Source organism: Amycolatopsis sp. NPDC058278 (assembly GCF_042881395.1).
GTDB lineage: Bacteria > Actinomycetota > Actinomycetes > Mycobacteriales > Pseudonocardiaceae > Amycolatopsis.
In genome coordinates this window covers 19,035-30,520 of sequence record NZ_JBHVXZ010000074.1, presented here as the reverse complement: position 1 = coordinate 30,520, position 11,486 = coordinate 19,035, and the positions used below count along the sequence as shown (strand labels likewise).

General features: G+C 72.3%; 10 protein-coding genes. 7 read left to right on the top strand and 3 right to left on the bottom strand.

Features of this window, described 5'->3' with window-relative positions:
• The first annotated feature begins 10 nt into the window (after positions 1-10).
• From ACFVYA_RS31855 to ACFVYA_RS31830, 6 genes are all read left to right on the top strand, one after another.
• Positions 11-1,093 (top strand): substrate-binding domain-containing protein, encoded by a 1,083-nt coding sequence (locus ACFVYA_RS31855; protein ID WP_387050275.1) that lies wholly within the window; start codon positions 11-13, stop codon positions 1,091-1,093.
• A gap of 79 nt (positions 1,094-1,172) precedes the next feature.
• The gene (locus tag ACFVYA_RS31850; protein WP_387050273.1) at positions 1,173-2,480 is read left to right on the top strand and encodes an ABC transporter substrate-binding protein; all 1,308 of its coding nucleotides are present in this window, start codon (positions 1,173-1,175) and stop codon (positions 2,478-2,480) included.
• Positions 2,481-2,489: 9 nt separating this feature from the next.
• A complete protein-coding gene (locus tag ACFVYA_RS31845) occupies positions 2,490-3,440 on the top strand; it encodes a carbohydrate ABC transporter permease (RefSeq protein ID WP_387050271.1) in 951 nt (316 codons plus the stop codon).
• Complete coding sequence (locus tag ACFVYA_RS31840; RefSeq protein ID WP_387050270.1) at positions 3,437-4,279, top strand: carbohydrate ABC transporter permease; 843 nt, start codon at positions 3,437-3,439, stop codon at positions 4,277-4,279. The genes ACFVYA_RS31845 and ACFVYA_RS31840 overlap by 4 nt, the downstream gene beginning before the upstream one ends.
• Complete coding sequence (locus tag ACFVYA_RS31835) at positions 4,276-5,280, top strand: hydroxyacid dehydrogenase (RefSeq protein WP_387050268.1); 1,005 nt, start codon at positions 4,276-4,278, stop codon at positions 5,278-5,280. The genes ACFVYA_RS31840 and ACFVYA_RS31835 overlap by 4 nt, the downstream gene beginning before the upstream one ends.
• Positions 5,277-7,160: a DUF2264 domain-containing protein gene (locus tag ACFVYA_RS31830; RefSeq protein WP_387050266.1), complete on the top strand. Its 1,884-nt coding sequence runs from the start codon at positions 5,277-5,279 to the stop codon at positions 7,158-7,160. Before ACFVYA_RS31835 ends, ACFVYA_RS31830 begins: the two co-directional genes overlap by 4 nt.
• A 123-nt stretch (positions 7,161-7,283) precedes the next feature.
• Here the strand turns inward: ACFVYA_RS31830 and ACFVYA_RS31825 are convergent, their stop codons facing one another.
• Positions 7,284-8,105, bottom strand: a complete 822-nt coding sequence (locus ACFVYA_RS31825) for a universal stress protein (RefSeq protein ID WP_387050264.1) — start codon at positions 8,103-8,105, stop codon at positions 7,284-7,286.
• A gap of 262 nt (positions 8,106-8,367) precedes the next feature.
• Between ACFVYA_RS31825 and mgtA the strand changes: the two genes are divergently transcribed.
• Positions 8,368-11,031 (top strand): magnesium-translocating P-type ATPase, encoded by a 2,664-nt coding sequence (gene mgtA, locus ACFVYA_RS31820; RefSeq protein WP_387050262.1) that lies wholly within the window; start codon positions 8,368-8,370, stop codon positions 11,029-11,031.
• On the opposite strand, the gene ACFVYA_RS31815 is transcribed toward mgtA, so the two are convergent.
• Positions 10,973-11,299, bottom strand: a complete 327-nt coding sequence (locus ACFVYA_RS31815) for a hypothetical protein (protein ID WP_387050260.1) — start codon at positions 11,297-11,299, stop codon at positions 10,973-10,975. The two genes, mgtA and ACFVYA_RS31815, sit on opposite strands and share 59 nt — an antisense overlap.
• A 31-nt stretch (positions 11,300-11,330) precedes the next feature.
• Positions 11,331-11,465: a hypothetical protein gene (locus ACFVYA_RS31810; RefSeq protein ID WP_387050258.1), complete on the bottom strand. Its 135-nt coding sequence runs from the start codon at positions 11,463-11,465 to the stop codon at positions 11,331-11,333.
• Between the last annotated feature and the right edge of the window lie 21 nt (positions 11,466-11,486).

The following is an 11,486-nucleotide window of genomic DNA, read 5'->3' as shown; positions in this document are numbered from 1 at the left end:
GAAGGTCGAGATGCGAGAGTCGGGGGAGGACCGGCGGAGGCGGATCCTGGCGGTGGTGGAGGCGCGTGGCGAGGTGCGGGTCACCGAGCTCGCCGCGGAGCTGACGGTGTCGGTGATCACCGTGCGCCGGGACGTCGAGGAGCTGGCCAGGGCCGGCCGGCTGAGGCGGGGGCACGGCGTCGTCCGTTCGCTGGTCCCGCGGCGGCCGGAACCGGCGCCCGCACCGGCCGACGGTGGCCCGGTCGTCCTTGTCGTTCCCGAACGCCACGCCTACCTCACCGAGGTCTTGCACGGGGCCCGTGCCGCGCTGGAGGAGGCCGACGTGCGCGTCGTGCTGCACCCGGCACCGCAGGTCCCCGGCGCCGAGCGGACGATCGTCGAGCGGCTGCTCGCCGACGACGCCCGGGGCGTGCTCGTCGCGCCGCGCTGGCGTAGCTCGGTCACCGAGCAGGCGGACGACGGCTGGCTGGCCGCCGCCGCCGTTCCCGTCGTCCTGATGGAACGGCGGGCGCGGCCGGGGAGTGCGCTGCACGCCAGGGATTCGGTCTGCACCGACCACTGGTACGGCGTCCACCTCGCCGTGACGCACCTGCTCGCGCTGGGTCACCGCCGGATCGTCCTGGCCGCGCGCGACGACAGCCCGACCGCGCGGGCGCTGCGCGCGGCGTTCGGCGACATCTGCGCCGGACGGCCCGAGGTCGAGGACTGGGCCGTGGTGCTCAGCGCGCCGGGTGCGGTCGCCGACCGGGAGCCCGTGCGGGATCTCGAGCCGCTCGCCGACGTGCTGCGCGCGCACGCCGCGACGGGCGTGATCATGCACGGCGACGTCGACGCCCTCATGCTCGTCCAGCAGCTGGCCGACGCGGGGATCACGGTGCCCGGCGACTGTTCGGTGGTCGCCTACGACGACGTCGTGGCGGCGCTGGGCAGCACGCCGCTGACCGCGATCGCGCCGCCGAAGGCCGAAGTCGGCAGGCTGGCCGCGGAACTGTTGCTGGAGCGGCTGCGCGGACCGGCGGGCCGTCCGCCGCGGTGGATCGCCGTCCTGCCGGAGCTGAAGGTGCGCGGGTCGACGCGGCCGCTGATCGATTGACCGAGTTGTCCGGGGCTATTGACCGGAATTCGTTCAAGCGCCCAAACTGCGTGAAGTTCGCGACCCGCAGGAGGCATCGATGCCCGTCCGACCCAGCCGCCGGACTGTTCTCGCCGCGGGCCTCGCGTGGCCGCTGGCATCGGCGTGCTCGGTGTCCGGTGGGGAAGCGCCTGGGGGCGCCACCCGGATCACGTTCTGGTCGGCGTTGCGGGGCAGCCAGCAGGTCGTCGACGCGTTCAACCGCGCGCAGAACCGGATCCACGTGGTGTTCCAGCAAATCCCGTCCGGCGATCAGGGCGGGTACGCGAAGCTGAGCAACGCGGTCCGCGCGGGCAACGCACCGGACGTCGCCACCATCGAATACCCGCAAGTCCCGGGGTTCGCCATCGACGGCGTGGCCAGGGACATCACCGACCTCGTCTCCGATCGCCTGCGGGCCAAGCTCCTCCCGCAGGCGCTGCGCCTGACGACGTTCGCCGGGCGGGTGTTCACCGTGCCGCTGGACGTCGAGCCGATGGTGCTGCACTACCGCACCGATCTGTTCGCCCAGCACGGTTCCGGGCCACCGCGTACGTGGGACGAGTTCACGGCGGTGGCCCGCAAGGTCCGCGATGACCGTCGACGGCTCGTGGCCTTCCCGACCGACGGCGCGACCCAGTTCGCCGCGGTCTCCTGGCAGGCGGGCGCGCAATGGTTCGACACCGCAGGCGGCGCTTGGAACGTCTCGCTCGCCGACGCCGCGACCCGCCGCGTGGCCGAGTACTGGCAGGACCTCATCGACGAAGGTCTCGTGTTCGCGAACGGCGTGCAGGGCAGGCAGGGGGACGCGCAGATCGGGCAGGGGCTCGTGCTGGCCCGGCTCAGCGGCGCCTGGGACGCCGGCGCGCAGATGAAGGCCCGGCCGGCCCAGAAGGGGAAGTGGGCGATCGCGCCGCTGCCCCAGTGGGATCCCGCGCACCCCGCGGTCGGGACGCACGGCGGTTCGACGTTCGCCGTCACCCGCGACAGCGCCCACCCGGAAGCCGCGATGGAGTTCATCGAATGGCAGGTGTCGCACCCCGACGCGTTGCGCGCCCGGCTCTCCAGCGGCACCAGCAGCCAGTACCCGGCCGCACCGGCGCTGGTCGAGGTCGGGCGGAAGGCGTTCGACCGCCGCTACTACGGCGACCAGGACATCTACCGGCTGTTCGAGACCGAAGCCGCGAAGATCCGCGACGGCTGGACGTGGGGCCCGCGGATGAGCGCCACCCAACGCGTCCTGCAGGACGGGTTCGCCCGGGCGGGCGCCGGCCAGGGCACCCTGCTCGACGCCGTCCGCGACGCCCAGCGCGCCACCATGCCGGACCTGGCCGCCCTGGGACTGGCGACGACCGAGCACAGCAGCTAGAGGAGACCCATGACGACGACACTCGCGCGTCCGGAAAGCGCTTCCAGAACGCCCGCGCCGCGCGTCCGGAGACGGTACCGGCAGGGCACCGCCTGCGCGGTGCTGATGACTCCGTTCTTCGTGTTGCTGGTGGTGGTCTTCCTCATCCCGGCCGGGACGGCGCTGTGGCTGAGCTTCTTCGGCGCCGACGAACCGGGCCTGGGATTCGGCCCGGAACACACCATCTTCGTCGGGTTCCGCAGCTACGCGGCCGTCCTGACCGATCCGACGTTCCTCGGCGGGCTGGGTGTCGTCGCGCTGTACTGCCTGCTGTACCTGCCGCTGCTGGTCGTCGCCTCGCTCGGCCTGGCGCTGCTGCTCGATTCGGGGCTCGCGCGGCTGCGAGGATCGGCACGGCTCGCGCTGTTCCTGCCGCACGCGGTGCCCGGGATCATCGCCGCGATCATCTGGCTCTACCTCTACATCCCCGGCCTCAGCCCGGTGGTGGACCTGTTCGGCAAGGCCGGGATCACGGTCGACTTCCTCGGCGTCCACACCGTCATCCCGTCGATGGTGAACATCGCGCTGTGGAGCAACCTCGGCTACAACGTCGTCGTCTTCTACGCCGCCCTGCAGGCCGTGCCGCGCGAGGTGGTCGAAGCGGCGGTGGTCGACGGCGCCGGCGGCGTCCGGACCGCGCTGCGGATCAAGACGCCGCTGATCCGCGCGTCGATCGTGATGGTGGTGCTGTTCACGCTGATCTGGTCGCTGCAGCTGTTCACCGAGCCGATGCTGCTGTCGCAGGCCACGCCGATGATCACCGCGCGGTTCTCGCCCAGCATGTACATCTACGACGCCGCGTTCACCCGCAACAACTACGGTCTCGCCGCGGCCGCGTCGGTGATCCTGCTGGCGTGCACGATCGCGTTGTCCTACGGCGTCACGCGCTGGACCAACCGCACCCGGGAGGCCGCACTGTGAACCCGCCGAAGTTCCTCGGCCGCGCGGCCGTCAACACCGTCGTGGCGATCTCCGTGCTGTACACCCTGCTCCCGGCGCTGTGGCTGGTGCTGGCCGCGGCGAAGGACCGGGACGCGCTCTTCGGCAGCGACATCCTTTCGCTGCAGGGGTTCTCGCCGCTGAAGAACCTGCAGGACCTGTTCGCCATGGACAAGGGGATCTACGGCCGCTGGTACCTCAACAGCCTGCTCTACGCGGTCGGCGGCGCCGCGGTCGGCGCGCTGGTCAGCATCGCCTGCGGTTACGCGTTCGACAAGTATCACTTCCGGCACAAGGAGAAACTGTTCGGGCTGGTGCTCGCCGCGGTGATGGTGCCGCAGACCGTCCTGGCGCTCCCGCTGTACCTGCTGGCGTCGGGCACCGGCGTCGTCGACACGGTGTGGGCGGTGTTCATCCCGGTGCTGTTCAACCCCTTCGGGGTCTACCTCGGCCGCGTGTTCAGCCAAGGCTACGTGCCCGGTGAGATCCTGGAGGCGGCGCGGATCGACGGTGCGGGGGAGCTGGCGACCTACTTCCGGGTCTCGCTGCGAATGCTCGGGCCCGGTGTCGTCACCGTGTTCCTGTTCCAGCTCACCGCCATCTGGAACAACTTCTTCCTGCCGATGGTGATGCTCTCGACCCAGACGCTCTACCCGGTCAGCCTCGGCCTCTACAGCTGGAACAGCGCGGCCACGACGTCGCCCGAGTACTACCCGGTGGTGATCATGGGTTCGCTGCTGGCGGTCCTGCCGCTGGTGCTGGCGTTCGCGCTGCTGCAGCGGTTCTGGCGGTCGGGGCTGACGGCGGGGGCGGTCAAGTGAGCCGTCCCCGCGCCGCGCTCGCGATGGCTCCCCGTGCCGCGGCGGCGGTGCTCGACGACGTCGCGATGTCGGCGTTGCGCCGCGTCTGCGACCTCGCCGACGGGGTGCTCGACGACTTCGCGGGCCCGGCGGCCCACGCCGTCCTGCCCGAGGTCGAACTGCTGGTCACCGGCTGGGGCTGCCCACCGCTGGACGCGGCGGTGCTCGCCGGCGCGCCGCGGCTGCGGGCGGTCGTCCACACCGCGGGTTCGGTCCGCGGGCACGTCACCGAAGCGTGCTGGGAGCGGGGGATCGCGGTGACGTCCGCCGCGGCGGCGAACGCGGTGCCGGTGGCCGAGTACACCGTGGCGATGATCCTGCTTTCCGGCAAACGGGTGCTGGAGCGCGCCCGTGCCCACCGGGCGGCCCGCAGCGCCGACGATCCGCTCGGCGTGCCGCCGCACTTGGGCAACTACGGCCGGACCGTCGGCATCCTGTCGGCGTCGATGATCGGACGGCGGGTACTCGGGCTGCTGCGCCCGCACGACCTGCGGCTGCTGGTGCACGATCCCCACGTGTCCGGCGAGGAGATCGCCGGCCTCGGGGCGGAGGCGGTGAGCCTGGCGGAGCTGTTCGCCCGCAGCGACGTCGTCAGCGTGCACACGCCGTTGCTGCCCGAAACCCGTGGGCTGGTCGGACGCGAGCTGATCACGGCGATGCGGCCGGACGCCGTGCTGATCAACACCGCGCGCGGGGCGGTGCTCGACCAGGACGCGCTGGCCGAGGCGACCGGGGCCGGGCGGATCCGGGCGATCCTCGACGTCACCGACCCGGAGGTGCTGCCGCCGGACCATCCGCTGTGGGACGACGGGAACGTGCTGATCACCCCGCACCTGGCCGGTTCGCAGGGCAACGAGCTGCGGCGGCTGGCCGAACTGGCCGTCGCGGAGGTCACCCGCTGGGCGGCCGGAGAGGCGTTCGCCCACCCCGTCCGCCGTGAACGCCTGGGGATGATCGCGTGAAGCTGCCCGCCGAGGACCGCGCGCTGAGCCCGCACACCGGGTACACCCGGGACCACTGGGTGGCGGCGGCGGACAGCCTGCTGGCGGCGGCCTGGCGGTGGGCCACCCCGGGCGGCGCCCGCCTCGACCTGCCCGGGCCGCCGTCGGGCAGCGGTGTCCGTTCGGACGGCCTGGAGGGGTTCGCCCGGACCTTCCTCGCCGCCGCCTTCCGGGTCGCCGGCGAGGACGGGAAGGACCCGCACGGCTGGCTCGACCGGTACGCCGAGGGGCTCGACGCGGGCACCCGCACGCCGGGCCGCGACGACGCCGAGTCGTGGCCGGTGATCCGGGACCACGACGTGGCGGGCCAGCCGATGGTCGAATCCGCGTCCGTCGCGCTCGGACTGCGGCTGACCCGGCCCTGGCTGTGGGACCGGCTCGCGCCGGGCGTCCAGGACCGGGTCGAGGAGTGGTTGCGCGGCGCGCTGCGGCACGTTCCGGCGCCGAACAACTGGTACCTGTTCCCCTTCACCGTGGCCGGGTTCCTTTCCTCGGTGGGGCGCGCCGACGCCGAGACCGCGCGGGCCCGTGACCGGGCGCTCGAGCTGCTGGAGGGCTGGTACCGCGGGGACGGCTGGTACGCCGACGGCGACGGCCGCGCCTTCGACCACTACAACGGCTGGGCGCTGCACCTGTACCCGGTGCTGGACGCCCACCTCGCCGGCGAACCGGCCCACTTCGGGCCCCGGCTGCGCGAGCACCTCGAGAGCTTCGGGCTGTGGTTCGGCGGCGACGGCGCGCCGCTCCACTTCGGACGGTCGCTGACCTACCGCTTCGCGGCCGCGTCCGCGATCGGCCTCGGCGCGGTCACCGGGCACACCCCGCTGCGGCCGGGCGTGTCACGACGGCTGCTCAGCGGAGCGCTGCGCTACTTCCTCGACCGCGCCGCCGTCGACGAGCACGGGCTGCTGAGCCTCGGCTGGCACGGGCCGCACGCGCCGACGGTGCAGCACTACTCCGGACCGGGCTCGCCCTACTGGGCGTCGAAGGCGTTCGTGTGCCTGCTCGCGCCACCGGAGCATCCACTGTGGACCGCCACCGAGGAACCCGCCCCGAGCGAGACCGCCGACAAGGTGCTCGCCCTGCCGCAGCCGGGCCTGCTGCTGCAGTCGACCCGCGACGACGGCGTCGTCCGGCTGCACAACCACGGCAGTGATCACCTCCGGCCGCACGAGAGTGAAGCGGCCGCGCAGGAGGACCCGCACTACGGCCGGTTCGCCTACTCGACCCGGACCGGGCCGACCGCGCGGGCCAACCCGGCGGACAACCACTTCGCGGTCGTCGTCTCCGGCGTCCGCAGCGTCCGGCGCCGGATCCACCCGCTCGGCGCGGGACAGGCCGGCGAGTGGGGCTGGGCGGCGTCCTGGCACCGCCCGGTGTTCGGGCGCGGCCCGGCGACGGTGCCCGGGCTGCGCGTCGAGAGCGTCACGGTGGCTCGCGGTCGGCACGAACTGCGGGTCCACCGCGTGCTCGGCGCCCCGCCCGGGGCGAACGCCGAACAGACGGGCTGGGCGACCGCGCCCGGCGAGTCGGTGCTCCGGCCCCTGGCCGGCTGGGCGGGACAGGACGAGGCCCGCGCCCCGCACGGCACCGCCTTCACCCCGTGGGTGTCGCTCCCGCGGCTCACCGGTGACGTTGACGGCACCACGGTCTTCGTCGCGTTGGCCGTGCTGGGCACCGAGACGGACGACCTGGTCGCCTCGGCCACCGCGGAAGGAGCAGAGGTCCGCTGGCCGGACGGGTTCACGGTGTGGATCCGGTTCGGGCCGGTGCGGGTGAGCGCCGGGCTCGGCGATCCGGATCGAGGGGGCGAACCGCTCTCCGGTGGTGGCTTTGCGTAACAGCCCGAGTGAATCGCAGGTTTGCCACGATGGCGGTGGCGCCCGAGGTCGAGGTGCGCGACGTCGGGCTCATCGCCTCGCTCGACGGCTTCGACGCGGTGGTCCTCTCCGCGACGAGGCAGGTCAATGGACCACGGCGACCGGGCAGGTGGCGTGCGCGAGCAGGTCGTTGCCCGTCGACCCCAGCACCGCGCCGGCGACCGGGCCGCGGCCGCGGCAGCCGACGACGATCAGCTGGGCGTCGGGCGCAACCCCCATGAGCGCACGAGACGGCTCACGATCATCGACGACCCGCGTCATGATCTCCAGATCCGGATGCTTCCGCGTCCAGCCGGCGACCAGTTCCTCGAGCTCGCGGCGATCTTCTGCCTGCTGGTCGGCGAAGGCGGGTTCGATACTCGGAACCCGTTGGTGGCCGGCGTGCGCCACGACCAGCGATACGCCGCGCGTGACCGCCGCGTCGACCGCGAAGTGCAGTGCTTCCTCGCTCGCCGGCGAGGAGTCCACGCCGACCACGACGGGTCCCCTCGGATCGGCGTGGCCGCGAAAGACGACTACCGGGCACTTGGCGGTCGCGGCGAGCCTGAGCGCGACCGAGCCGACCAGGGCGCCCCGCAAGCCGCCGAGGTCGTGCGAGCCGAGCACGATCAAGGGCGCGGTCACGGACTCGGCGAGCAGCAGGTCGACCGCGAGCCCGAGCCGCACGTCGATTTCGGCTTCGAGGCCCGGCTCCGCGGTGCGGGCGATCTTCGCCGCGCGGCGCGTCCACCGGGTCACGTGCCCGGGCAGGAACTCGGCATCGGCACCCGGGTCGACCACGCAGGCGTGCACCAACCGCAGGTCCGTGCTGCGCCGGGCCGCTTCGTGCGCGGCCCAGCGGACCGCGCGCAGCGACTCTTCCGAGGTGTCCACCCCGACGATCACCGCGGCCTTCTTCTCGGCCATCGCCGCCTCCTGCCGTCCGGCGCCGCCCGGACGGCGGCCGTTCCAGCATGTCCTCCGGCGCGTCCGTGCGTCAGAGCACGAAGACCCTTCGGCGGAGGACCAAATCCGGGAGGAACCTGGCGCGGTCACGTTGTGACGGGTCCCGCCGCCCCCGGCAGGGATACACTGATCGTGCCTCGGACCCCGGCGCTGCTTGTCCTCTCGGCGTGCCATGCAGGCCGGTTCGCCGATCCGAGTCCCGTTCGCGAACGCCGAGGCGCCCATGACCACCCGCACCACTTCGGCGCCCACACGACCGGCCGCCCCCGACCTCGACATCGCCCACGCCGCGGCGCTGCCCGGTGCTGCGGTCCTGGCCGCGCTCGGCGTCACGTCCGACGGGCTGAATGCCCGCGACGTCGCCGAGCGGTCGGCACGGTACGGGCCGAACGCGGTGTCGTCGCACCGGGCGCGGCTGGTCCCGGTGCTCTGGCACCAGCTGCGCTCGCCGTTGCTGGTGCTGCTGATGGTCGCCGCCGTCGCGTCCTACTTCGTCGGCGAGCGCAGTGACGCGGTGATCATCGGGGTGATCGTCGCGGTCTCGGTCGGGCTGGGGTTCGTCAACGAGTACCGCGCGGAAAAGGCCGCGGAAGCCCTGCACACGCAGATCCGGCACGAGACGGTGGTGCGCCGGGACGGTCACGCGGTGCGGGTGGACGTGACGGCGCTGGTGCCCGGGGACGTCGTCGAGCTGAAGCTCGGTGACGTCGTCCCGGCCGACGTCCGGCTGCTGTCGGTCACCGGGCTGGAATGCGACGAGTCGGTGCTGACCGGGGAGTCGCTGCCACTGGACAAGAGCACGGCGGTCGTCGGGGCGGGGACGGCACTGGCCGAGTTGTCCGGGTGCGCGCTGATGGGCACTGTCGTGCACGCGGGCAGCGCCACCGGTGTCGTGGTGTCGACCGGCGCCCGCACCGGGTTCGGCGCGATCGCGGCCGGCCTGGGCACCCACCAGCTCGACACCGAGTTCCAGGTGGGGCTGCGGAAGTTTTCGATGCTGCTGGTCTACGTCGCCGGCGCGCTGACGACGTCGATCTTCGCGATCAACGTGGTGCTGCACAAGCCGATCCTCGACGCGCTGCTGTTCTCGCTCGCGATCGCGGTCGGCATCACCCCGCAACTGCTGCCCGCGGTCGTGTCGACCAGTCTCGCCGCCGGGTCGCGCCGGATGAGCCGGCGCAAGGTGCTCGTCAAGCGGCTGGTGTGCATCGAGGACCTCGGCAACGTCGACGTGCTGTTCACCGACAAGACCGGCACCCTCACCCTCGGCCGCATCGACTACATGCGAGCCGTCCCGGCGGCGGCCGGCGGGGATCCCGGCGAAGTGCTGCGCTGGGGCCTGCTCTGCACCGAAAACACCACCACCGTCGGCGGCAACCCGCTGGACCAGGCGCTGTGGGCGTCACCCGGCTCGGTGGCGCAACGAGCCACGCTGACCGGCTACACCACGATGGGCGTGCTGCCTTTCGACCACGAACGGCGCATGGTCTCCGTGGTCGTCCGCGACCCGGCGGGCCACACTGTCCTCGTCACCAAGGGCGCTCCGGAGACGGTGCTGGATCGCTGCACGGGCGTCTCGCCCGACGCGCGGCAGGCCCTGGAAGCCGAGTTCGCCGCGGGCAACCGGGTCGTCGCCGTGGCCATGCGGCCGTTCACCGGCGGGCAGCAACCGGCGCCCGCGGACGAACAGGGCCTGGTGCTGCTCGGATTCCTGGTGTTCCTCGACCCGCCCAAGCACGACGCCGCGCGGTCCTTGCGGCGGCTGGCCGACCTGGGCGTCGCGGTCAAGGTCGTCACCGGCGACAACTCCGCGGTCGCGGCGAAGGTGTGCCACGACCTCGGCCTCGGCGACGGCGCCGCGCTGACCGGGGCCGACCTCGACGGCCTCGACGACACCCGGCTCGCCGACGCGATCACCCGGACCACGGTGTTCGCCAGGGTGAGCCCGGAGCACAAGGCCCGCATCGTGCGGGTGCAGCGGCTCAGCGGCGGGGGAGTGGCGTTCCTCGGCGACGGCGTCAACGACGCGCTCGCCCTGCACGCGGCCGACGTCGGTATCTCGGTCGACTCGGCCACCGACGTCGCCAAGGACGCCGCCGACGTGATCCTGTTGGAAAAGGACCTCGACGTGCTCGCCGACGGCGTCACCGAAGGGCGGCGGATCTTCGCCAACACCATCAAGTACGTGCTGATGGGCACGTCCAGCAACTTCGGGAACATGTTCTCCGCCGCGGGCGCGTCCCTGTTCCTGACGTTCCTGCCGATGCTGCCCTCGCAGATCCTGCTCAACAACCTGCTCTACGACACCAGCCAGCTCGCCATCCCCACCGACAGCGTCGACGAGGAGCAGCTCCGTCGTCCGTCCCATTGGGACATCAAGTTCATCCGTCGCTTCATGGTCTTCTTCGGTCCCTTGAGTTCGGTGTTCGACTTCGTCACCTTCGGTGTCATGCTGTGGGTGTTCCACTCGGGCCCGGACCAGTTCCGCTCGGGCTGGTTCGTCGAATCCCTGGCCACGCAGACGCTGGTGATCTTCGCGATCCGCACCCGGCGGATCCCGTTCTTCCGCAGCCATCCCAGCCTGCCGCTGACCTTGGGAGCCCTCGGCGTCGTGACCGTAGGTGCCCTGCTGCCCGCGACACCATTCGCGTCCGCCCTGGGGTTTTCGCCGCTGCCGGGCGGGTTCTTCGCCGCGCTGGCCGGGATGGTGCTGGGCTACCTCGTCCTGATCGAAGCGGGCAAGCGCGTCTTTTACCGGCTCGTGCGAACGACGACCGCCACGCCACGGCCCGCTCCTCGTCGTCACCTGCGCCGCCGGGCCGCCTACTTCAGCACCGCGGAACCGGCCGGCCACGCCGGAACACGGTCACCGCAAGGACTTCGATGACGGACAAGACGTCGTCCTGGTGAGCTTGGCGGCACAGCAGGTCCGCTTCGGTCACGACGCCGAGCAGACCGCCCTCCGGGCGCATGCCCACCCCGAGCAGCAGCGCGAGCCCGATGCCGAGCAGGGCCAGCATGAACAGCCCGTCGGCCCAGCCCGTGGCCGCCCAGTCCCGGAGCGTCGACTGCAGCGGGCCGACCTGCACGTGACCCAGGAAACCCTTGGTCGGTGACCCGCCGCCGACCCAGGCCTGCGCGGAGCTCGTGGGCATAGCCCAAGCCGAACGTCTTGTCGAAGAACGCTCACAGGAACGTCAAGCCCAGGACGATGCGCAGGATCGCCAGCGCCGGGCGGCGACCCGGTTCGGCCGTCTCGCCCGCCGGCCGGTCGGAGAGGAAGACTTCCTGAATGGACGGACTGCGATCCCGGATGGACATGGGGTGCTTCTTTGGCGTCAC